This is a genomic window from Neobacillus niacini, assembly GCF_030817595.1.
Taxonomy (GTDB): domain Bacteria; phylum Bacillota; class Bacilli; order Bacillales; family Cytobacillaceae; genus Neobacillus; species Neobacillus niacini_G.
In genome coordinates, this window is record NZ_JAUSZN010000001.1 from 6,358,421 (window position 1) to 6,380,076 (window position 21,656).

Here is a 21,656-nt window from a genome sequence, read left to right on the forward strand (position 1 = left end):
ATGGGAGGTATGTGTATGAAATGGTTATTACTTATGGCAGCAATCTTTTTTCAGTTCACTTCGATTGGAAGTGCCTCTTCTTTTGAATATGGTAATGTCGAAAGTATCGACTTAAATTTGAACGACCATGAGATTGCTGTTACTTTTTTAGGTTTAGGTGATGGTGAGGCTACCCTTATTCAAGGCTCAAATGGAGAAAATATCTTGGTTAATATGGGTGGAGAAGAAACTGGTGAGGACTTAAGTGAAATACTGAAAACATACGGTGTCAAAGAAGTTTCAACACTAATCATTACAAATCGTCAAAATCTGTTTGTTGACCAACTTACTCAAATCATATCCAAATATAACGTAAAGAAATTGATTTCAACACCTGAGATAACAAACGAATTAAAAAATAAGAAGGAGTCCTTTCCCGAAGTAGAAGTTATATCATGGAATGAGGGCACAACTCAAGACTTATTCCCCGATTTATCCGCCGAGGTTCTATTTGCCGGAAATGGTGAGAATGAAGGAATTGATTTTACGCTTAAGTTTTTTAAACATCGGATTTTTTTAATGACTTCCTCTAGTGATTATGTAGAAGAAAATTTATTAAAGAAAACTTTAGATGACGTTACAATTTTTAAAGTACCTAACTGGGCTATAGAAGATTCGCTATCGGAGAAATTGATTCAATATGTGAATCCGCAAATATCGATTTTGTTTGAGTCAGAGCAACATCAGCCTGACCCTGATATTATCTATGATTTGCAGGATACATGGTCAGAAGTCTTTTTTACCAAAAAGCATGGGACGATAACAATAAAATTTACTGAAAATAACTATGAAGTATTCACCTTTCCTGTAGAAAAGGAAGACTATAGCTGATATTATTGCTTTAGAGAGATAAAGGAGGAATACTATGGATTCAAAAATAGAAGTCCTCTCGACTGTAAAGCTTCAGCATAGTCCGGACTTATACAAAATTGTTGATGCCCTTAACCGAACATTAAAACAACAGGACCTAATGTTCGGCTTGGCACTCGACAAAAAAGATCAAAGTAAAGCCATTTTTACGATTTATCGTACATAAAGATGTAAAGCGGAGGCGACTGTCCAACTTTGACGGACGCTTACAAGCCAGGCACTGCAAATCCTGCACTTTGGATTTGTAGGGACGGTTTGAAACGACCGAAAAGTTAGGAGCCGTAGCTGGAAGAAGTGGAGAAAAATGAAGAAAATAATTTTATTTCTAGTTTTATTTATTGCCATATGTGTAGGGGTTTTTGTTAAAGTATATGCAAGTGCCCAGGAGCCTCTAAATACAGCACAAGAAAAAGCTGTTTCATTGGCTAAAGAAAAGGTCGAGATTAGTGAGGTGGAGGATTTCCATATCTACCACGGAACAGAAACCGTAAGTGTTCTCGAAGGGAAAAATAAAAAAGGTGAAAATATCATCGTATGGATTCCTCAGAAGAGCAAGAAGGTAATTTGGGATAAACGGAAAAATGGAATCTCAAAAGAAGATGCTGTACAGAGACTTTTGGAAGAGAAAAGGCCAAAAAAGATTATCTCAGTTAAATTAGGGATGGAAAATAATATCCCATTATGGGAAATATATTACCGTTCTGAAAATAATTTAATAAATTATTATTATGTTGATTTTAAAACAGGTGAATGGCTAAAAAAAATCGAAAATTTATAGCTTCATTGGAGCAGGAGGAGAAGGAAATGGCAGTTAAATTAGCAAATAGGGTACTATCACTAACACCGTCAACCACATTAGCAATTACAGCAAAGGCAAAAGAACTAAAGGATCAAGGGGTGGATGTGATTGGTTTAGGTGCTGGTGAGCCCGATTATAACACTCCACAGCATATTTTAGATGCTGCAACAAGGTCTATGAATGAAGGGCATACAAAGTACACTCCTTCAGCAGGCTTACCAGCATTAAAGAAAGCCATTATTGAAAAATTTGAACGAGACCAAGGTCTTTCCTATAAACTAAATGAAATCATCGTAGGAAACGGTGCGAAACATGTGTTATATACGCTTTTTCAAGTGCTCTTAAATGAAGGTGATGAGGTTATTATCCCGACGCCTTATTGGGTAAGTTACCCTGAACAAGTTAAATTAGCGGGCGGCGTTCCTGTATACGTTGATGGATTAGAGTCACAAAGTTTTAAGATTACACCTGAACAGTTAGGTTCGGTCATTTCGGAAAGAACGAGAGCAGTTATTATCAACTCGCCAAGTAATCCGACAGGTGTTATTTATACAGCGGAGGAACTGCAGGAATTAGGTAAATTATGCCTCGAAAAAAATATATTAATCGTTTCGGATGAGATTTATGAAAAGCTTATATATGGTGAAAATAAACATGTATCGGTTGCGCAGCTATCTCCAGAATTAAAGGAACAGACCATTGTAATTAATGGAGTTTCGAAATCACACTCTATGACAGGATGGCGTATTGGCTATGCTGCAGGCAATAGGGAGATTATCGAGGCGATGACCAATCTTGCGAGTCATAGTACCTCTAATCCTACGACAACTGCACAGTATGCCTCTATTGCAGCCTATAATGGTCCTCAGGAGCCAGTAGAGGAAATGCGGCAGGCATTTGAACATCGGTTAGAAGTGATTTATAATCAATTAGTTTCAATTCCCGGTTTCACCTGTGTAAAGCCTCAAGGAGCTTTTTACTTATATCCAAATGTTAAGGAAGCAGCTGAAATAACAGGATATCCGGATGTTGATGCATTTGTTGAAGCGTTATTAGTAGAGGCTAAGGTAGCGGTGATTCCAGGCTCTGGGTTCGGTACTCCAGACAATATCCGTCTGTCCTATGCAACCTCTCTAGATTTACTAGAGAAAGCTGTAGCAAGAATGAAGGAATTTGTTGAATCAAAACGTCAAGATTAAAAATATTGGATGACCTGAAAAAGTCTGCTTCTGCAGGCTTTTTACTTTTATTATAAAATCTGGTTATTCCAATCCTCTTACTAGAGAGAGGTTGTTCATGTTATACTAATCAAGAGGTGTCTTATAGATGAAAACAAATATATTATCATGGCTTCAGGAAGGTAATATAACAGTTCCCGCTGTATTACTTTCTGAGTACCGAAATATGAATCTTAATGAATATGAACTTGTTCTTTTATTAAATATTATTACCTTTTTAGAAAAGGGAAATGACTTCCCTACCCCAGAAGAGCTTTCCTCACGTATGACGATTACCGTTTCGGAATGCAACGATATTCTGCGAAGATTAATCCAAAAAGGGTTTATTGAAATCATAGATGAATACTCTCAAGATGGAATCAGGTTTGAAAAATACTCCGTTCAACCTTTATGGGAACGACTTGTTGAACAATTTTTAATGAAAAATAAACAGTCAGAAGAAGTTACCAAGAAAGCAGACGAAAGCGATCTTTACACGTGTTTTGAGAAGGAATTTGGCCGTCCTCTATCCCCGTTTGAATGTGAATCGTTAGCTATGTGGATGGATGATGACCACCATGATCCCATTATCATAAAGGCAGCACTTAGAGAATCGGTCATGTCAGGAAAGTTAAATTTCCGGTATATTGACAGGATTCTTTTTGAATGGAAAAAGAATGGGATAAAAACGATTGAACAGGCTAAAAATCATGGACGAAAGTTTCGCCAAAAGCAAACACCAAATAGACCTGCTCAAGATACTCAAGCCTCTACAACTACTTCCGTGCCATTTTACAATTGGCTCGAGCAATAAGCATTCAGAACGAGAGGAAAATTCCTCTCGTTTGTTTCCATTTATTACAAAAATATTATTACTCATGGCAGGTGACTTTCTTTGTTAAACAATACACAAATACGTTTTTGTCTAGATAAAATGGACGAAATGTTCCCTGAAGCACATTGTGAACTAGTACATTCAAATCCATTTGAGCTGGTCATTGCTGTGGCATTGTCTGCTCAATGTACGGATGTCCTTGTCAATAAGGTGACCAAGGAATTATTTAAAAAGTACAAAACTCCTGAAGATTATTTAAGTGTACCAATAGAGGAACTGCAAAATGATATACGCTCTATCGGACTCTACAGAAACAAAGCAAAAAATATCCAAAGTTTGTGCCGATTACTTTTGGATGAATACGATGGTGAAGTACCGCGTGATCGTGATGAATTAACAAAACTTCCTGGTGTTGGCAGAAAAACGGCAAATGTTGTTGTATCGGTAGCATTTAATATTCCTGCTATCGCGGTGGATACACATGTCGAGAGGGTAAGTAAGCGTCTTGGAATATGCCGCTGGAAGGATTCCGTATTAGAAGTTGAAAAGACATTAATGAAAAAAGTACCCAAGGACGAGTGGTCTGTTACTCATCATAGATTAATTTTCTTCGGAAGGTATCATTGCAAAGCACAAAACCCACAATGTCCTAGCTGTCCATTATTAGAGCTTTGCAGGGAAGGTAAAAAGAGAATGAAAGCGAGGGATATAGTGAATGGATAAACTAATCATCCCTTATCTAGAGGAACTGGAATTAGAAGCTTCGGAAGTGAATATTTCTTTCTTATTATCGAAATGGGACGGAGTGAAATCTGACCTTGAAACTCTTTATGGTAATCGAGATCAACAAGCCACACTTCAATTAATGAAGAAAGGGATTATCTATTTTATTCAATTTTTATATTGGTCAAATGATAGACAAGTTAATTCAAAGGAACCTATCCCTTTAAATCAATTTGAGATAAAACCGGTTAATTTCGAAGAAAGATTAACATATATACTTTCTAGGCCCAACTTATTTCATTCTTACCGCCAGCTCTCCGAGTTGTTTACGGAGCAAGAAAAACTATTTGCTAAAAAAAATATCGTAAAAAAGCGTCTAAGCCAAAAGGGCTAGACGCTTTTTTGTTTAGCGGAGTTTTATCCTCCGTTACCATTACCATTACCGTTACCGTTGCCGTTGCCATTCCCATTTCCCGGCTCTGTGGTTACAGGTTCATCACCACCGGTACCGTCTCCTTCGCCATTACCGTCACCATTACCGTCACCATTACCGTTACCGTTACCATTACCATTACCATTGCCGGTACCGTTACCATCATCCGTTTCTTCCTGTTGAGGCAAAGGTATTTGGACAGAGGTTGTTGCTGGGTCACTTCTCTTACCGTCTATAATAGCTGTGATTGTAATGCTATACGTTGTGCCCGGTGTTGGATTCTGAAGTGTAACCCCTCTTTCTGTAACAGTTGATGTGTTTGGTTCAATGCCATCAGAAACTGTAATTTCAAATTGAACATTAGCATTATCTTGTTTGTTGTAATCCCATGTTAGGATCACATTATTTTTTTCTGCATCATAGACTGCTTTTGGATTGCTAGGTGCAGCAATCTTGTTGAATTTCTCTGAGACCGTTTTTGGTGCATGTCCTTTCACGGCATACTCTGTAATGACCTCACTATCCGGAGTAAATTCGCTTGCTAATGCAGGTGGTTTAGAACCTTTTTCAATTCTAACCTTTTGCACGCTATCAGGAACAGAGAAGTCAGGTGTCTTGATATCTTTAGATACATATTCCATGAGATTCTTAAAGATTAATTGTGCGATTTTTTGGTCCGCTCCTGGTTGAATAGGTGTTTTAATACTGGAATAACCCGTCCAAACAGCCGCAGTGTAGTTGGTTGTATACCCTGCAAACCATGCATCAGGAACAACCTTGCTGCTAGTAATATTCCATTTTTTCATATCAGCTTCTGAATAGTTAGTGGTACCTGTTTTCCCTGCAATTGGAAGCCCTGGAACCTTTGCTGCTGTACCAGTACCTGGAGAAACAAGAACGCTCTTTAACATATCTGTAATCATGAAAGCAGTGGAATCCTTCATGACAACTTTTGATTCTGGTGCAGTGTCAAGAACTGTACCATCTCGAAGGACAATTTTTTTGACTGCATAAGGTTTTGTATACATTCCGTTATTTCCAAAAGCACTATAGGCTCCGGCCATTTGGAGAGGAGATACTCCTACTGTTTTGTCTCCAAAGCCGCCGATGGCATAGGATTCATAAATTTCTTTTAATGGAATACCTAGGTTAATAGCAAATTCTTTAGCCTTTTCTAAACCAACCTGCTGAAGAGCTTGAACTGCAGGAGTATTTCTGGAATACTGCAGGGCAGTACGCATTGATATGGCTCCCATATATTTGTTATCCCAGTTGCCAAATTCTTGACCAGTTGTATATTTAATCGGTTTATCCTCAATTGTCTGATAGGTACCCCAATTAAGGTATTCTATAGCAGGGGCGTAATCGAGAACTGGTTTAATGGTCGAACCGGGCTGCCGCTGCGTGTCAATCGCGTAGTTAAACCCACGGCTAACTTCTTGGTTACGTCCGCCGCCAATTGCACGGATTTCACCTGTTTTTGTGTCAATGAGAGCTATCCCTGCTTGAAATTCTGCATCAGGATAGTTGATGACTTCATCAGTATTAAGTATGGTATTTACTTGCAATTGTGCATTTTGATCAAGGGTAGTATGAATGGTTAACCCATCTGAGAAGATATCAAAGTCACCTTGCTCCTCTACTTCATCTATAACCGCATCAACAAATGAATCAAACGGCTTCTCATCTCTTACTCTTTCCTCTTCTTTTACTAATGAGGCTGTTACAGGCACACTTTTTGCTTCTTCTAATTGCTCTTTAGTGATATATCCATGCTGTTCCATTAACATTAAAACAATATTACGTCTCTTTTCTGCTAAATCAGGGTGATCAAATGGATTGTAATTATTTGGGCTTTGCGGCATTCCAGCCAGCTGTGCAGCTTCTGGAAGGGTAAGCTCACTTAATGGTTTTCCATAATAAATCTTTGCAGCCGTCGCAAGACCATGGCTATTTTCAGATACAAAGACTTTGTTCACATACATTTCAAAGATTTGGTGCTTTGTATATTTTTGTTCTAGCTGATAGGCCATCCATACTTCCTGGACTTTACGTTTGATGGTTTTTTCAGGTGTCAAAAATGAATTTTTAATAACCTGCTGTGTAATGGTACTTGCGCCTTCAGAACCAAATCCTTCACGGAAATTGGCAACAACCGCACCTGCCAAGCGGATTGGATCCAAACCATGGTGTTTATAAAATCGAACATCCTCCACTGCTAAAACGGCATCTTCAACAAGTTTTGGTATATCCTTGTAGTTTACGTATTCACGATTTACCGAACCAACTTCTGCAATCAGCTCGCCATCTTTATCTAAAACTTTAGAAGAGATGGGGTCTTTTAATAATTTTGGATCAAGTTTAGGAGTATCCTTTACTAAATAAGCAAAAGTTCCAACGCCAGCCAAAATACCAATAATTCCAAGTGCTACAAGAACTAGAAGAATCTTTTTAACGATACCGCTAGGTTTTTTCTTCGCTTTTTGTTTTCCTTTGGACTGTTGGAGTTTTTTACGGCGCTCCTCTCTCGATTCTGCCATGATAAATTTCCTTCCTTTCATACATCAACCATTTTCACTAAATCTAAAAATGAAAAAGTTTATCTATTATTTTAATATAGTCAATTCTGGGTTGAAATCCAAGAGGAATTAGTATTCCTATTTGCTCGATTTCTTCCTTTGTAATCGACTTTCTTCCCCCATTTTTCATTCTATCCCAAAAGGACAACAAGTGTTTGGCCTGCATAAAAAAAACTTGTTCCTGCTTTGAAAATCGAAGAATAACAAAACAGATACCACCTTGCGAAACCACTTCCTGCATATGATCGATTTGATGCTGGTGAAAATTTTTCAATGGAAACGAGGTTGGATTTGCCGTTTCCTTTGCCTCAAAATCGATGTATTTACCTTTATATACTCCGTTATAGTCAGTGGTCGAAGCTTGTTTGAAATATGCTTCCTTAATGACAGCAGCACTTCTTTTAGGATAATCCACTTGAACAATTTGAACAGGTGTAGGTTTTTTATGAATAACAGCAATATTTCTTTCTCGGTAATACTCATTTGTTTCGTTCAAATCATCTTCAAGAGTCATGCCTCTATTACTATAGGAATGATTATTTTGTTTCTTAACTTTGGTCTCAGTTTCGGTTCCTTTTGGAATATACCTTTTTCCGTTTGGATAATTAAAATTCATGATAAGCACCTCTCAAGCTATTACTTATCATATCAAATCTCCGTTGTTATGGGGTGTATAAAATTTTCTGGTAAACACACGCTAATAAAAATAATGTACCTTGACTCTGGGGAAAAAGCATGATTCTTTTTTCATAAATCATCCATTCTCAGAACCTATCTTTTTGAAAGTAGAAGGTGAATATGAATCATCTTACAATACATGAGATTGAGACCATCAGTCAAATTAAAGCTGATACGATTAAAAAGAATCTTGATAATATATCAAGGACTGATACGTATTTCGCTTATTACAAAAAAAATCCCGATATTATTTGGTCATTTCTAGCCAGCATGGTATCAAGAAATGGCGGATATAATATGTGTGATTTGGAGGGACATGTCTTTCAAGAAATGTTAGATCCTAAAACTAGAAAAGAATTATTTCTTACCTTTGAACGCGCCAATTGGTTGATTTTTCACGACGTCTACCCTCAATTACTGGTCTATCACTATTCGACGAAAATAAAGCGTCCAATGTTTCATTTGCTTCCATACTTTAAATGTTCTGAATTCATCCAAAAAGAGTGGGAGAGGTATTGGAGAGAAGGAGACCGGGAAAGACTTACAACCGCATTGATAATCAATGAGCAAAATGTTATTCATAATCCTGTTATCCAGCATCCAGTATATAAAAAGAGAGTTTTCCAGTCATGGATTTTTAATATTCAAGATTGGCTTCATTTCAGCTGTGTCCTATTTCCGACATGTGGCGGAGAATTATATGGTGCAAGTGTAAATGGCTTTAAGTCACTCTCTAAACGAATTAATCTCGGAAAGAGGCTTGCAAGAATTTTAACCCAACCACGTCTATTCCCGTTATTTTTCGAATTTGCCGATAAAACGCCGCATACTGGGTCTCGCTATGATTACGAACAATATTTTAAGACCAAAACAAAACGAAGGACACCCATATTAAGAGCAACCTTTCCGATCATTGAGCACAATCATTATGACTATGAGGATTGGAGCAAACATAAGGTGATTTCCCCTTCATGGCTTCATTTTCCTGCAAGACATCGCCATCCCATTCACTTAACGGATTGGTACTTTGAAAAATCAAATCAGCTTGATTTAATGCTAGCGTTACATAGAGCGGCACATGTAAAGAAAATATAAAAGCAAGGCGAATGCCTTGCTTTGTTTACTTCTAATTTTATTCTGCAGGACGATTTGGTCCTTCGAGTTTTTTATCGCCGTAGCCAACTTTATTTTCAACTTGTGTTGCTCCGGATTTTTTGTTTTGTTTCTTTTTTGACATTATCAACACCTCCAATTTTAGCTTGTTCGATTTTTCCTTTTTTCATGCGAAAAGAGGCAGTGTCGAAATGGAAGGTAATAATTGCTAAATTGGCACTTTCTTTGCCGAATCTCTTCTAGTTTTGTCAGTGGGGGAGGAAGCCCTAAAAAGAAAGCGAATAATACCTAGTATATAATCGCGAGGAGGTTCTTAATTTGATGAATTCGTCATTGCCGGAAAAGGAAAAGCTGCTTTCTATGCTGACAGAGATACATGATCAATTAGAAGAATTGGAGATAGTTTTGGAAGCATCTTTCTCAGACCTTCGCATTCAAATGAATAATGAAGAGCTAAATAAATTATCCGCACCTGTTCAAAGGCTCTCTAAGCTTGAAGAAAAAATAGATAAAATAAATTCAACAACAAATGAGACAAATGCTGAACAAAACAATTCAGTTACAAAAGCACTAAAACTTGAAATGGGCTTTTGGTTACCGATAGAATATGAATAAGATAAAATTGAGTAGCTTTATTAAAAGCTGCTTTTTATTTTGTAGTGTAATGGAGAAAGGAATAAGGGAAATGTCAAAAGAAATACTGGATTTAACCAAAAAGCTGCTAAACTATAACCGTTTATTTATGAATTATTTCGAGGAAGCTCGGGAGACAGGGACCAGCCATGATTTTCATGAAGTGATTAAGCCATTTGCCAACGAGGTTAAAAAAGTAGCCCAAGAATGGGGTATATTAATGAAAAGCTGGTTAGTAATTAATCCGCATAAACATCTCCATCTTAAACAAATCGATACGACTTTAGATCATATTGATCAATTATCCATACAGGCATTTTTCCCGAAAACAAGTCGGTCAAGATTTTTAAACGCAAATCGGACAGTTGAATTTTTTTTGTTAGAAATTGTAAAAGAATTAGAAAAATAAAAAGAGATGCTTTGGTTGCATCTCTAATAGGCTTGTCTTACTGTTTTTTTCTTTATTATGATTTTTCGATGAGGGAGTCTTCCTTATAATCGTCAGGAATTACAGCGCCCAGAGCTTCAAGCTCACGTACAAGAAGGCGATATTCTTTGATGTTTATCTCGTTGTGAATATAAGCCTTTTTAGCAAAATCCATTAATGTGTTTACATCATCGGTGTTGTAATCCCGACTTTGATTAAATTTGCTTTTAAGTGAGCGAATGTCCATATGTAACTCCTCCTTCATCTTTTTTTTATAGTAACACGAAAAAAAAGGATTCCTAGTTTTTAAAATATTTAAACTTTAGACAAATTTCTCTGCTTTTTGACATTGAAATCTATTTGGAAATATGCACCCCTCACTTCATTGTTACATAGTGTGTAGTAATGAAAATGCGGAGGAGATGTTTGCCCATGCACGGTAGAAATAGATCAAACAATTATATAAATCATGGATACTCGGGGCAAATGAATTACAGGAACATGGGATATTATCCAGCTGATTTTCAATTCGTTCCTCGTAATCAGCCATATCAATACCAAGTACAAAGCATGGAGTGGTACCCATATCAACAACAGAACCCTTACTTTCAGCAGAACTATCAATCGCCATATAAACCTTATGATTCGACCTATCAGCCTGGTGGAAATCTTGCGCAAATGTCCAATCCAACGGGGCATTATCCTCCTAAAAATGCACAATTTTTATTTCAAAACCCTCTACAGCCTAAGGAGGAAATGCTGTCAAATCAGTATATGCCGCAAATGAATGGATACAGTGTGATGAACCCGTATCCAAAACCGAATGCAATGATCAAGCAACCTGGGGGAATTCAATCTATTATGAACTCTTTTAAATCACAGGACGGGACAGTCGACGTTAATAAGATGGTGAATACAGCGGGGCAGGTAGTAAGTGCGGTAACCCAAGTATCGTCCCTTGTCAAAGGGCTTGGAGGAATATTTAAAGCATAAAACAGTAGAAAGACGGCAAAGGCCGTCTTTCTTTTTGGGTATTTGTCGAAAAATTTATGAATCGATTTTTTTATTTTACCTCTTTAGTCCTCAATATTAATCGTTTTACCTCTAACTTGTGGAATTCGGATGGTTAGTAATCCGTCACGATATGAGGCCTTAACCAATTTTTCATTAATAGTCATAGGTATAGGAATAGTCCTTGAAAGTCTTTGTTGTGAAACCCTTTTTTGGAAAAAATGTTTGTTTAAATCTTCCTTTGTTTCCATTTCTTTATTTTCAACGGAAATACTTACATGATTAGGTAAGACATTAAGACGTATTTGATCCTTTTTAACCCCCGGAAGCTCAGCTGTGATAATGTATTCATCCTCTGTTTCCCGAACCTCTACAGGAAAAGCTCCACTTGGAAACGGATTATTAAAAAATTCATCGATTGATTGTAAAACTCCCTTTACGGGCTTTTCGTGAATAAAGTCATTCATCGTTCTAAAAAAATCACGAAATTGCTCAGGTTTAACCTTCTTTTGGTTGTTTTGGTCACTTGGAGGCATGGAAGACATCTAACTTTCCCTCACTTTCCGTATTTTCTCACCATATCATATGCATTAGGCTATTGTTTGTGCAGGGGCATAAGTTTGCGATAAATTATGAACCTTTTATTACAACTGTATTTTTAGTGATAAATGTCACATGAAAATTTTTCTATTATTTATATCATGAGAATGTAATTTACCAGAAAGTGAGGGAACAAAATGTTCTGTAATCAATGTGAACAAACTCCTGTTGGAGGCTGTACAGTGGTGGGTGTTTGTGGGAAAGATGAAACGATTTCAAGCTTGCAGGATACCATTATCTACGGATTAAAAGGAATCGCAGCCTACCGGACACATGCTAATCAACTAGGATATACGGATTCATTTGTTGATACAACGACACAAGAAGCACTTTATATGACATTAACGAATTCTAATTTCAATGTTCAAGAACATATCGAAATGGCAATGAAGGTGGGGCAGGCCACTGTTCGCGTGATGGAAATGCTCGATGAAGCACATACAATGCGTCTGGGTATACCCGAGCCAAAACGCGTTAGCCAAAACAAAATTGAAGGAAAATGTATTGTAGTTTCAGGTCATAACTTATTTGCACTTGAGGAATTACTTAAGCAGACAGAAGGGAAAGGCATTAATATTTATACACATTCTGAAATGCTGCCAGCACATGGGTACCCAGCGTTAAAGAAATATCCTCATTTAAAAGGTAATATCGGAAAGGCATGGTATGACCAACGACGCCTTTTCGAAAAATTCCCTGGTGCAATTCTTGCCACGACCAACTGTGTAATGCCAATTAAGGGTACATATGCAGATAGAATGTTTAGTTATGAAGTAGCAGGTCTTGAGAATGTACAAAAAATCATCAATGATGATTTTTCACTATTAATAGAGAGAGCGTTAGAGCTTCCTGAAGCGGATATCCATTCGGACGAAACCTTGCTTACAGGTTTCCATCATGAAACGGTACTTGGCTTAGCACCAGAAGTTATAGAGGCAGTAAAGGCCGGTAAAATTAAACGGTTCTTTGTCATTGCTGGCTGTGATGCGCCTGGTAAAGGAGGAGAATATTATCGGGAATTAGCCACGTCACTTCCTCAGGAAACGGTTATTTTGACAACATCATGTGGTAAGTTCCGTTTTAACGATGTTGATTATGGTGTTGTTCCTGGAACAAATATTCCTCGTTATATCGATTTAGGGCAGTGTAATAACTCCGGATCTACAGTAAAGATTGCAATGGCACTGGCTGACGCATTTGGATGCGAAATCAATGAGCTTCCTGTTAGTATTGTATTATCTTGGTTCGAACAAAAAGCTGTAGCGATTCTTTTAGGGCTATTTAGCTTAGGAATACAGGATATTCGTATTGGACCAAAACCGCCTGAATTTATCTCAGAAGGTGTATTGCAGGTTCTAAAAGAAACTTTTAACCTAAAATTAATTGGTACCGCTCAAGAAGACATGGCAGACATGCTTCAGTTATCAAAGGCTTAAACCATATAGAAAAACCGCAGCTGTAAACGCTGCGGTTATTTAAATTAAGTTAATTTCTGAAAGCAGGACATCTATATCTAGAAGCATATTTCCATTATCATCTACTTCGATTAGTTCGTCCTTTTTCATTTTTGTCAGTGTCCTGCTGATGGTTTCGCGGGTAGTCCCGATCATACTGGCCAAATCACGGTTCGTAAACTCAGACTTAAGTAGAATTGTTCCATCCTCTAATTCCTTTCCATCCTTTTGCCCAAGACGGATGAGGAGTTTGATTATTTGCTCATATGTATTGTTAAGTATTTGTTCTTCCAGCCGGTTTTGCAAATCTACGATTTTTTCTCCCAGCACCTTAAATACTTTAATACTTAGTTCAGGATACTCTATGAGAACACCTTCAAATTTTGAAATAGGGACTGCAATCAGAGTTGAGGGTTCAAGAACTTCTGCGTACGCAGGGTAACTGCCTTTTCTAAAGAATCCAACGTGTGGAAACATTTCACCCTTTTTCATCATGGCGACAATTTGTTCTTTTCCATTAATATCACTTTTGTATACCTTGATTTTTCCTTCATAAATGAAATAAACATTTTCTAAAGGGTCACCTTGGAGAAAAACATGACTTTGCTTTTTCCATTCCCTTGCAATGGAAATGTTGGCAATCTTGGTTAATTCGTAGTCATCTAATTCCCTAAAAAGCATGAACTCAGAAAGCACCTTCTTAATATCCTCAATTCTCATGCTATACCTCCACAGCCGAAATAAAATACCTTATACTATTGTAACAGACAAATAAATAATAATTAACAAGCTTTTTCTGCGAACGTTTATTCGCTATAATGGAGTAACGAGGTGATCCTATGAAATTGAAAAAAAACCTGCAAGAAATTCTTGCCGATTTAAAAATAAATGACAGTTTTAAAGAAAATATTGTTACCTGGAAAACACTTGAAGCCAAAGAAGCCCAAACCGTGTCTCTTCCAGACAACCTTCATACGGCATTAAAAGAATCACTGAATAGTAGAGGAATTGAAAAGCTGTATACACATCAAAAAACTGCATATGAAAATATTATGGCTGGAAATAGTGTAGTAGCCGTAACTCCTACTGCTTCAGGTAAAACATTATGTTATAACCTGCCAGTACTACAAAGTATTTTATCCAACCCAAGCGCTAGGGCTCTTTATATGTTTCCTACCAAAGCACTGGCACAGGACCAAAAGAGTGAAATAAATGAAATCATCCAGGAGGCGGGAATTGATATTAATAGTTATACCTATGACGGCGATACGCCAGCAAACATTCGTCAAAAAGTACGTAAAGCTGGACATGTAGTCATTACCAACCCAGATATGCTTCATTCAGCCATCCTGCCTCATCATACAAAATGGGTTTCACTTTTCGAGAACCTCAAATTTGTGGTGATTGATGAGCTTCATACGTATCGAGGTGTCTTTGGAAGCCACGTGGCCAATGTCATTCGCAGGCTAAAACGGATTTGTCGTTACTACGGCAGCAACCCCGTATTTATTTGTACATCTGCTACAATTGCCAACCCGTTTGAACTTGCTGAAAATCTCACCGAAGAAAAAATGGTCTTGATTGATAATAATGGCGCTCCAAGTGGAAACAAACACTTTCTTTTTTATAATCCGCCTATTGTAAATAAGCCCTTAAATATAAGAAGAAGTGCAACACTTGAGGTTCGGAAGATCGCAGGGGAATTGCTAAAGAATAAAATTCAAACGATTGTCTTTGCCAGAAGCAGAGTTCGAGTAGAGATCATTTTAACCTATCTGCAAGAATTGGTTAAAAATCAATTAGGTGCTAAATCCATTATGGGATATCGCGGTGGCTATTTACCGACCGAACGGAGAAAAATTGAAAAAGGCCTGCGTTCCGGAGATATTTATGGAGTAGTCAGTACCAATGCACTCGAGCTGGGAGTGGATATAGGCCAGCTTCAGGTATGTATTATGACTGGTTACCCTGGAACCATTTCCAGTGCATGGCAGCAGGCAGGGAGAGCAGGAAGAAGACATGGGGAAGCCCTTGTTATTATGGTTGCAAGTTCTAGCCCGCTCGATCAATATATTATCCAAAACCCAGAATACTTTTTTAATAAAAGTCCAGAGACAGCAAGGATTAATCCTGATAACCTGATTATCCTAATTGATCATATGAAATGTGCGGCTTTTGAGCTGCCTTTTAAAGCTGGCGAGCAGTTTGGAAACGTTGGAACGGAGGATTTGCTAGAATATTTGACTGAGGAACGGATTTTGTACCAGAACGGTGATAAATGGTATTGGATGAACGATTCTTTTCCAGCACATAATATTAGTTTGCGCTCCGCTTCACAGGAAAATGTTATCATTGTGGATCAATCAGATGTTGCTAATGTAAGGGTAATCGGAGAAATGGACCGTTTCTCGGCTATGACCCTGCTGCATGATGAAGCCATCTATCTGCATCAAGGAACCCAATTTCAGGTAGAAAAACTCGATTGGGAAGAAAAAAAGGCATTTGTTCGGGAAGTAGATGTGGATTACTTCACTGATGCTAATCTAGCCGTACAACTAAAGGTGTTAGAAGAGGACAAACTTAAAAAGATGGAGTATGCAGAAGTTGGCTATGGGGATGTGAGTGTCCGTGCAATGGCGACCATCTTTAAGAAAATCAAATTTGAGACCCATGAAAATATCGGTTCTGGCCCAATCCATCTCCCTGAAGAGGAGCTCCACACGAGTGCTGCATGGATTTCGCTAAATAAGTCTTTCGCTGAAATGGGACAGGAGCGATTAGAGCAGGGGCTTGTTGGAACCGCACATGCCTTGAATCATATTGCACCATTATTTGTCATGGCAGATCCACAAGATATTCATGTGATTCCACAAGTTAAAGCTGACCATAACGAAAAGCCGACCATTTTCTTCTATGACCGTTATCCTGGCGGCATTGGTTTAGCTGAGAAAATTCATTCTGGAATGTCAGTGGTATTTTCGGAAACAAAAAAAATGATTGATAACTGTAAATGTCAAACCGGATGTCCATCGTGCATTGGAACAGACGCAGCAGGTGAGACCGCAAAAAGGGATACATTAAAAATAATCGAAGCTTTTATAAATCCTTCCAATTAAATCGAGGAAGTGCTGAAATGTCATTGAAAAATAAATTAAATCGTCTAAAACCGCATATTTCAGGAGGAGCAACAGAAAAAAACACAACTCCTCCCTCTGAATCTGCAAGGATCGAGATACCATTCCTTCCTAAATGGGAAAGTGAAAATGTGTCCCCTTATTTTTTAGATCAGGATTACTGTCTCATTCGTGAAGTGAAATATCCGTTGTCACAAAAGCATGGTCATTACCATTTTCATGATTTTCTTACAGCTGTTGATATTTGGAATAAGCAGCCTATTAGCCATCCCTTATCAGCCGAAGGGCATTCTGCCGAAGAATTATTCTTTTTTGATACAGAAACAACAGGCCTTGGCGGTGGAGTTGGGAATACGATTTTTTTACTTGGTTATGCGAGTGTAATTGGTGAAAACCTTGTTTTAAGGCAGCATATTCTCCCGCATCCAGGTGCAGAAGTCCCGTTATATCAAAGCTTTCTCGAGAACGTTAACTATAAAACATTAGTCACATATAATGGGAAATCCTTTGATTGGCCGCAAGTAAAAACCAGGCATACCCTTGTAAGAGATCATGTACCAAAGCTTCCAGCTTTTGGTCACTTTGATTTATTTCATGCTGCAAGAAGACTTTGGAAACATAAATTGGATCGTTTAAAGTTGGCGGTCGTCGAAAAGGATGTCTTAGGAATAGAACGGCAAGATGATATCCCGGGTTTTTTGGCTCCGATGATTTATTTTGATTTCATTGAAAGTAAGCAGCCTGATGGAATGCTTGGAATCATAAAGCACAATGAAATCGATATATTATCGCTTGTTACGTTATATACCCATCTAACCTTTCAACTCTGTGGAATAGACAACAACCAAACAAGGAAAGAATCATTTGAAGTCGGACGTTGGTATGCTTCACTCGGTGAAAAAGATGAAGCTAGAAAGGTACTGACGAAGCTTGTAGAAGGCAGCGATTTTACATCTTTACAAGCTAAGCTCGCATTGGCCTATCAATCTAAAAAAGAACAAAACTGGGAAAATAGTTTACCGTTATTTATTGAAGTGGCGGACGCCGAAAATTCCACGTTGAGTATCGAAGCCTGTATTGAAGTTGCCAAAATATATGAGCATAAAATAAAAGATTATAAGCTTGCTTTGGATTATTGCCTAAAGGCTTTGGAAATAGTGGAGAATATCAATCTTCCAATACAAAAAGTAAAGCAACAGCTTGAAATAAGATTGACTCGATTAGAGGAGAAATTCTCTAAATTCCCCAGGTAAAACCAACATTCGTCAACTCTCGATTATTTGTAACAAAAATTTCACAATTAACTACTGAAATATTCGATTTCCCATATTGTTTCTTATAGTTGAAACATGTAAAATATTAAACTGTGAGTAAAAAACGACTATAAAACAATAATGGGGTAGATACTATGTATAAAGCAATCTTGTATTTATTTTTTGTTGTTGTTTGTTTGACTGCAGTTCTTTTTTCAAGCTTAAAAGATAACTTATATTCGATGCTATAAAAGTAAAAGCGACATTCGTTCAGATTTAGACATTTATCCCTGTGCGCTTGAACTAGACAGTTGTCTAAGTGAAGTTAATCTTAAATAGATATATGAAAAATAGGTATTTTCATTAGTACAAGAAATTCCCTTCTATCATAGGCTGTTAATGTAAACAGAATATAATTTTGAAGGGAGAGCTTATATTGTATCTTGGAACTAATTTTGCGCCGCCAGTCATTCATCCGACTCAACAATTCGTAAACCACACCTTTTCAACAACAGTGGTTCCGCATATTCATCCAAAACATATAACAACTATTAATCATCACATGTTCCAGCATAAACACTATTGTCCAACTACAGCTTCTTGCGCTGAGGAGTGTTGTAACCAGCACATTAACTGTTGTCCAGGGCCTATGCCGGCACCTGCACCAACGGCTGTTGCTGGAGCTCAGAGCAATGCTTTACCTCCAGGGAACAACATGCCGCCTAATATGGGACCAGGCATGATGGGACCGGGCATGGGTCAAGGAATGGGACCAGGCATGATGGGACCAGGCATGGGTCAAGGAATGGGACCAGGCATGATGGGACCGGGCATGGGTCAAGGAATGGGACCAGGCATGATGGGGCCGGGTATGGGTCAAGGAATGGGACCAGGCATGGCACCAGGTCAATTCCCTCGTCCGCGTCGTTTCAGGTGATAACATTACTAACAAGGGTAAATCTGCCCTTGTTTTTTTTATTTATTTTGATATCTTAATAAAAAAGATGGCGCTTATTTGCTGCCAAATAAGGAGAATAACCTTGATTAAAGTGTTAGCCATATCAGGCTACAAACCGTTTGAATTAGGAATTTTTAAAAATGACCATCCTGCTGTTTTGTTTATTAAAGCAGCACTAAAGAAAGAGTTAATTCCAATGATGGAGGCTGGATTAGAGTGGGTCTTGATCAGCGGACAACTGGGTGTGGAGCTGTGGGCTGCCGAAGTTGTTTTTGAACTAAAATCAGAATTTCCTGATGTAAAAATAGCTGTTATCACCCCATTTTTAGACCAGGAAGCCTCTTGGAGTGAAACCAACAGCGAATGGTATAAATCAATTCTTGTCCAAGCAGATTTCATCGACTCAGTAACGAAAAAGGGATATGAAAAACCTTGGCAGTTTCGTTTGAAAAATCAATTCTTTATTGAAAAAAGCGACGCACTGCTCCTCTTATATGACCAAGAGAAAGAAGGTAGCCCAAAATACATATACGAAATGGCAGTACAATACCAAAACAAGCATTCATATCCTATCCAGCTGGTCACATTTTATGATTTACAAGTAATTGTAGAAGAAGAAGAACTAAAACGTTTGGATTTTTAATGATATGCACCTAATCACTATCGATTAATAGGATAAGAAAGAAAAATTGACAAAACGGCTAATTTTTGAAAAAATAATAGGTAATGATTAATGATTGGCGAATGACTTGAGGTGGAATTGAATGGTGTCCGATAAAGTGAAATTAACCGCTAAGGATATTTTAGAAAAAGAATTTAAGACCGGAGTCCGAGGGTATAAACAAGAAGATGTTGATAAGTATCTAGACTTGATTATCAAGGATTATGAAATGTTCCAACAGGAAATCGAAGATCTTCAGCAAGAAAATCTCCGATTACGTAAACAGTTGGAAGAAACATCTAGAAGACAGCCAGTAACACAGCCTGCAGGTACGACGAACTTTGATATCTTAAAGCGTTTATCGAATCTGGAAAAACATGTTTTTGGCAATAAACTATACGATTAACAGATAGTACCTTGATTTCCTAATTAAAACCATTGATTAATAAATAACAAATGCATATAATAAGAAAGTACTTATTAATAACGTTCGGGTAATCGCTGCAAGGAGCAATTTCAAATTGTAGAGGAAAGTCCATGCTCGCACGAGCTGAGATGCTCGTAGTGTTCGTGCCTAGCCAATTCATAAGCTAGGGCAGCCTGAGCTTTGGCTTGGCTGACGGCCGGGAAAATACCTAAGTCCTTACGGATATGGTATGAATACCTATAAAAGTGCCACAGTGACGGAGCCTTTTCAGAAATGAAAAGGGTGGAACGCGGTAAACCCCACGAGCGAGAAACCCAAATAATGGTAGGGGCACTTTCTCTGAGGAACTGAACGAGGAGAAGGACAGATTCTATTGAATCTGTAGATAGATGATTACCACCTAAGTACGAGGCGTTTAACGCCGTTTGCAGTACTATGGAACAGAACATGGCTTACAGAACGTTATTAATGTCAATAATGTTAATGGTATCGACTCTCCTTATGAGGAGAGTCTTTTTACTTTTTGCATGGGCTTACTGATTTTGGTCTATAATGGTATGATAGGCAAGCATACATTCATACATAAAAATGTAAAACAATTAAGGGTGGACGAAATGGGAAAATATCAATTAATTGCAACCGCCGCGATGGGTTTGGAAGCATTAGTAGCAAAAGAAGTACGTGCTCTCGGTTACGAATGTGAAGTAGAGAACGGCAAGGTAATCTATACAGGTGACGAACAAGCCATTGCTCGCAGCAATATGTGGCTGCGAACCGCAGACCGAGTAAAAATAAGAGTCGGTGAATTTAAAGCCTATACCTTTGATGAATTATTTGAGAAAACAAAGGCATTGCCATGGGAGCAGTATCTCCCAGAAGATGCGGAGTTTCCTGTAACCGGGAAATCAGTTAAGTCAAAGTTATTTAGCGTTTCAGATTGTCAAGCGATTGTGAAAAAGGCTGTTGTGGACAGAATGAAAAGCCATTATAAGCGGAGTTCTTGGTTCGAGGAGACTGGTGCTTATTTTCGAATTGAAGTGGCATTGTTAAAAGATGTTGCTACCATAACGATTGATACAAGTGGTCAAGGACTCCATAAACGGGGATACCGTGTCGATCAAGGTGAAGCGCCATTAAAGGAAACGCTCGCGGCCGCTTTGGTATCACTGACAAATTGGAATCCTAATAAACCGTTTATCGACCCTTTCTGTGGTTCTGGTACGATTCCAATTGAAGCTGCTTTGATTGGTCAAAACATTGCTCCAGGTTTTAACCGAGAATTTGTGTCGGAAAATTGGAATTGGATTCCAGGAAAAGTATGGGACGATGCTAGAACAGAAGCCGAGGATTTAGCAAATTATGACCAGCCATTGGATATTATGGGGACTGATATTGATCATCGTATGATCAAAATCGCTCAGGAAAACTCCTTCGAGGCAGGACTTGGTGATCTCATCCAATATAAACAAATGCAAGTAAGAGACATTACAACCACCAAGGAATATGGTGTTATTGTTGGCAATCCTCCATATGGCGAAAGACTTGGTGAGAAACAGGCTGTTGAGCATATGTATAAGGAAATGGGACAGGCGTTTAGTAAGCTTGATACCTGGTCCATTTATATCATGACTTCTAATGAACAATTTGAGCAATTTTATGGGAAACCAGCTACAAAAAAGAGAAAGCTGTTTAATGGCTTTATCCGTACAGATCTTTATCAATATTGGGGGAAAAGACCTCCCCGTACAGTGGAATAGTACTGATTAGAACAATTGGAGCCTGCTTAAGGAGGCTCCATTTAATTCGTTTATA

General features: G+C 38.0%; 23 protein-coding genes and 1 other RNA gene. 19 read left to right on the top strand and 5 right to left on the bottom strand.

What is annotated here, in order from left to right:
- The first annotated feature begins 15 nt into the window (after positions 1–15).
- The 7 genes from QFZ31_RS30390 to QFZ31_RS30420 all read left to right on the top strand — a co-directional run bounded on the left by QFZ31_RS30390 (position 16) and on the right by QFZ31_RS30420 (position 4,877).
- Entirely contained in the window at positions 16–870 is an 855-nt protein-coding gene (locus QFZ31_RS30390) for an ATP-dependent DNA helicase (protein ID WP_307310497.1), read from the top strand.
- A gap of 34 nt (positions 871–904) precedes the next feature.
- The gene (locus tag QFZ31_RS30395; protein ID WP_307194670.1) at positions 905–1,075 is read left to right on the top strand and encodes a YpmA family protein; all 171 of its coding nucleotides are present in this window, start codon (positions 905–907) and stop codon (positions 1,073–1,075) included.
- A gap of 138 nt (positions 1,076–1,213) precedes the next feature.
- Positions 1,214–1,687, top strand: coding sequence for a DUF5590 domain-containing protein (locus QFZ31_RS30400; protein WP_307310500.1), 474 nt, complete (start codon positions 1,214–1,216; stop codon positions 1,685–1,687).
- Positions 1,688–1,713: 26 nt separating this feature from the next.
- Entirely contained in the window at positions 1,714–2,907 is a 1,194-nt protein-coding gene (locus QFZ31_RS30405) for a pyridoxal phosphate-dependent aminotransferase (RefSeq protein ID WP_307310502.1), read from the top strand.
- Positions 2,908–3,034: 127 nt separating this feature from the next.
- Positions 3,035–3,739 carry a DnaD domain-containing protein gene (locus tag QFZ31_RS30410; RefSeq protein WP_307310504.1) on the top strand — a complete coding sequence of 235 codons (705 nt, stop codon included), beginning with the start codon at positions 3,035–3,037 and terminating at the stop codon, positions 3,737–3,739.
- Positions 3,740–3,820: 81 nt separating this feature from the next.
- Positions 3,821–4,483 carry an endonuclease III gene (nth, locus tag QFZ31_RS30415; RefSeq protein WP_307310507.1) on the top strand — a complete coding sequence of 221 codons (663 nt, stop codon included), beginning with the start codon at positions 3,821–3,823 and terminating at the stop codon, positions 4,481–4,483.
- Positions 4,476–4,877 carry a YpoC family protein gene (locus QFZ31_RS30420; RefSeq protein WP_307310510.1) on the top strand — a complete coding sequence of 134 codons (402 nt, stop codon included), beginning with the start codon at positions 4,476–4,478 and terminating at the stop codon, positions 4,875–4,877. Before nth ends, QFZ31_RS30420 begins: the two co-directional genes overlap by 8 nt.
- A 23-nt stretch (positions 4,878–4,900) precedes the next feature.
- Here QFZ31_RS30420 and QFZ31_RS30425 read toward each other — a convergent pair whose 3' ends face one another.
- Both QFZ31_RS30425 and recU read right to left on the bottom strand, forming a co-directional pair.
- The gene (locus QFZ31_RS30425) at positions 4,901–7,456 is read right to left on the bottom strand and encodes a penicillin-binding protein 1A (RefSeq protein WP_307310513.1); all 2,556 of its coding nucleotides are present in this window, start codon (positions 7,454–7,456) and stop codon (positions 4,901–4,903) included.
- Positions 7,457–7,499: 43 nt separating this feature from the next.
- The gene (gene recU / locus QFZ31_RS30430; protein WP_307310516.1) at positions 7,500–8,111 is read right to left on the bottom strand and encodes a Holliday junction resolvase RecU; all 612 of its coding nucleotides are present in this window, start codon (positions 8,109–8,111) and stop codon (positions 7,500–7,502) included.
- A 182-nt stretch (positions 8,112–8,293) separates the two neighbouring features.
- On the opposite strand from recU, the gene QFZ31_RS30435 reads away from it, so the two are divergent.
- The 3 genes from QFZ31_RS30435 to QFZ31_RS30445 all read left to right on the top strand — a co-directional run bounded on the left by QFZ31_RS30435 (position 8,294) and on the right by QFZ31_RS30445 (position 10,328).
- Complete coding sequence (locus QFZ31_RS30435) at positions 8,294–9,268, top strand: DUF2515 family protein (RefSeq protein WP_307310518.1); 975 nt, start codon at positions 8,294–8,296, stop codon at positions 9,266–9,268.
- A gap of 336 nt (positions 9,269–9,604) precedes the next feature.
- Positions 9,605–9,901 carry a hypothetical protein gene (locus QFZ31_RS30440; RefSeq protein WP_373459889.1) on the top strand — a complete coding sequence of 99 codons (297 nt, stop codon included), beginning with the start codon at positions 9,605–9,607 and terminating at the stop codon, positions 9,899–9,901.
- Positions 9,902–9,971: 70 nt separating this feature from the next.
- A complete protein-coding gene (locus QFZ31_RS30445; protein ID WP_307310521.1) occupies positions 9,972–10,328 on the top strand; it encodes a DUF1798 family protein in 357 nt (118 codons plus the stop codon).
- A 55-nt stretch (positions 10,329–10,383) separates the two neighbouring features.
- Here QFZ31_RS30445 and yppF read toward each other — a convergent pair whose 3' ends face one another.
- Positions 10,384–10,593, bottom strand: coding sequence for a YppF family protein (yppF, locus tag QFZ31_RS30450; protein WP_307310523.1), 210 nt, complete (start codon positions 10,591–10,593; stop codon positions 10,384–10,386).
- Between the two features lie 185 nt (positions 10,594–10,778).
- On the opposite strand from yppF, the gene QFZ31_RS30455 reads away from it, so the two are divergent.
- Positions 10,779–11,339 carry a YppG family protein gene (locus QFZ31_RS30455; RefSeq protein WP_307310526.1) on the top strand — a complete coding sequence of 187 codons (561 nt, stop codon included), beginning with the start codon at positions 10,779–10,781 and terminating at the stop codon, positions 11,337–11,339.
- An 83-nt stretch (positions 11,340–11,422) separates the two neighbouring features.
- On the opposite strand, the gene QFZ31_RS30460 is transcribed toward QFZ31_RS30455, so the two are convergent.
- Positions 11,423–11,902, bottom strand: coding sequence for an Hsp20/alpha crystallin family protein (locus QFZ31_RS30460; protein WP_307310531.1), 480 nt, complete (start codon positions 11,900–11,902; stop codon positions 11,423–11,425).
- Positions 11,903–12,094: 192 nt separating this feature from the next.
- Between QFZ31_RS30460 and hcp the strand changes: the two genes are divergently transcribed.
- Positions 12,095–13,393: a hydroxylamine reductase gene (gene hcp / locus QFZ31_RS30465; RefSeq protein ID WP_307310534.1), complete on the top strand. Its 1,299-nt coding sequence runs from the start codon at positions 12,095–12,097 to the stop codon at positions 13,391–13,393.
- A 39-nt stretch (positions 13,394–13,432) separates the two neighbouring features.
- Here hcp and QFZ31_RS30470 read toward each other — a convergent pair whose 3' ends face one another.
- Positions 13,433–14,131, bottom strand: coding sequence for a Crp/Fnr family transcriptional regulator (locus QFZ31_RS30470; RefSeq protein ID WP_307310537.1), 699 nt, complete (start codon positions 14,129–14,131; stop codon positions 13,433–13,435).
- Positions 14,132–14,250: 119 nt separating this feature from the next.
- Here QFZ31_RS30470 and QFZ31_RS30475 point away from each other — a divergent pair, with 119 nt between their 5' ends.
- The 7 genes from QFZ31_RS30475 (at position 14,251) to QFZ31_RS30505 (ending at position 21,601) form a co-directional block, all read left to right on the top strand.
- On the top strand, positions 14,251–16,527 hold the full coding sequence (locus QFZ31_RS30475) for a DEAD/DEAH box helicase (RefSeq protein ID WP_307310540.1): 2,277 nt from the start codon (positions 14,251–14,253) through the stop codon (positions 16,525–16,527).
- 17 nt (positions 16,528–16,544) lie between these two features.
- Positions 16,545–17,798 carry a ribonuclease H-like domain-containing protein gene (locus QFZ31_RS30480; protein ID WP_307310543.1) on the top strand — a complete coding sequence of 418 codons (1,254 nt, stop codon included), beginning with the start codon at positions 16,545–16,547 and terminating at the stop codon, positions 17,796–17,798.
- A 436-nt stretch (positions 17,799–18,234) separates the two neighbouring features.
- Entirely contained in the window at positions 18,235–18,735 is a 501-nt protein-coding gene (locus tag QFZ31_RS30485) for a CotD family spore coat protein (protein WP_306073593.1), read from the top strand.
- Between the two features lie 106 nt (positions 18,736–18,841).
- Positions 18,842–19,399, top strand: coding sequence for a DUF1273 domain-containing protein (locus QFZ31_RS30490; protein WP_307311861.1), 558 nt, complete (start codon positions 18,842–18,844; stop codon positions 19,397–19,399).
- A 121-nt stretch (positions 19,400–19,520) separates the two neighbouring features.
- Positions 19,521–19,823 carry a cell division regulator GpsB gene (gene gpsB / locus QFZ31_RS30495; RefSeq protein WP_179596317.1) on the top strand — a complete coding sequence of 101 codons (303 nt, stop codon included), beginning with the start codon at positions 19,521–19,523 and terminating at the stop codon, positions 19,821–19,823.
- 80 nt (positions 19,824–19,903) lie between these two features.
- Positions 19,904–20,304: RNase P RNA component class B (rnpB, locus tag QFZ31_RS30500), an RNA gene on the top strand.
- Between the two features lie 154 nt (positions 20,305–20,458).
- A complete protein-coding gene (locus QFZ31_RS30505) occupies positions 20,459–21,601 on the top strand; it encodes a THUMP domain-containing class I SAM-dependent RNA methyltransferase (protein WP_306073595.1) in 1,143 nt (380 codons plus the stop codon).
- The last annotated feature ends 55 nt before the right edge of the window (positions 21,602–21,656 follow it).

Coding starts and splice junctions, on each gene's coding strand:
- QFZ31_RS30390 (WP_307310497.1), top strand. CDS start 16: ATGAAATGGTTATTACTTATGGCAGCAATCTTTTTTCAGTTCACTTCG.
- QFZ31_RS30395 (WP_307194670.1), top strand. CDS start 905: ATGGATTCAAAAATAGAAGTCCTCTCGACTGTAAAGCTTCAGCATAGT.
- QFZ31_RS30400 (WP_307310500.1), top strand. CDS start 1,214: ATGAAGAAAATAATTTTATTTCTAGTTTTATTTATTGCCATATGTGTA.
- QFZ31_RS30405 (WP_307310502.1), top strand. CDS start 1,714: ATGGCAGTTAAATTAGCAAATAGGGTACTATCACTAACACCGTCAACC.
- QFZ31_RS30410 (WP_307310504.1), top strand. CDS start 3,035: ATGAAAACAAATATATTATCATGGCTTCAGGAAGGTAATATAACAGTT.
- QFZ31_RS30420 (WP_307310510.1), top strand. CDS start 4,476: ATGGATAAACTAATCATCCCTTATCTAGAGGAACTGGAATTAGAAGCT.
- QFZ31_RS30425 (WP_307310513.1), bottom strand. CDS start 7,456: ATGGCAGAATCGAGAGAGGAGCGCCGTAAAAAACTCCAACAGTCCAAA.
- recU (WP_307310516.1), bottom strand. CDS start 8,111: ATGAATTTTAATTATCCAAACGGAAAAAGGTATATTCCAAAAGGAACC.
- QFZ31_RS30435 (WP_307310518.1), top strand. CDS start 8,294: ATGAATCATCTTACAATACATGAGATTGAGACCATCAGTCAAATTAAA.
- QFZ31_RS30445 (WP_307310521.1), top strand. CDS start 9,972: ATGTCAAAAGAAATACTGGATTTAACCAAAAAGCTGCTAAACTATAAC.
- yppF (WP_307310523.1), bottom strand. CDS start 10,593: ATGGACATTCGCTCACTTAAAAGCAAATTTAATCAAAGTCGGGATTAC.
- QFZ31_RS30455 (WP_307310526.1), top strand. CDS start 10,779: ATGCACGGTAGAAATAGATCAAACAATTATATAAATCATGGATACTCG.
- QFZ31_RS30460 (WP_307310531.1), bottom strand. CDS start 11,902: ATGTCTTCCATGCCTCCAAGTGACCAAAACAACCAAAAGAAGGTTAAA.
- hcp (WP_307310534.1), top strand. CDS start 12,095: ATGTTCTGTAATCAATGTGAACAAACTCCTGTTGGAGGCTGTACAGTG.
- QFZ31_RS30470 (WP_307310537.1), bottom strand. CDS start 14,131: ATGAGAATTGAGGATATTAAGAAGGTGCTTTCTGAGTTCATGCTTTTT.
- QFZ31_RS30475 (WP_307310540.1), top strand. CDS start 14,251: ATGAAATTGAAAAAAAACCTGCAAGAAATTCTTGCCGATTTAAAAATA.
- QFZ31_RS30480 (WP_307310543.1), top strand. CDS start 16,545: ATGTCATTGAAAAATAAATTAAATCGTCTAAAACCGCATATTTCAGGA.
- gpsB (WP_179596317.1), top strand. CDS start 19,521: ATGGTGTCCGATAAAGTGAAATTAACCGCTAAGGATATTTTAGAAAAA.
- QFZ31_RS30505 (WP_306073595.1), top strand. CDS start 20,459: ATGGGAAAATATCAATTAATTGCAACCGCCGCGATGGGTTTGGAAGCA.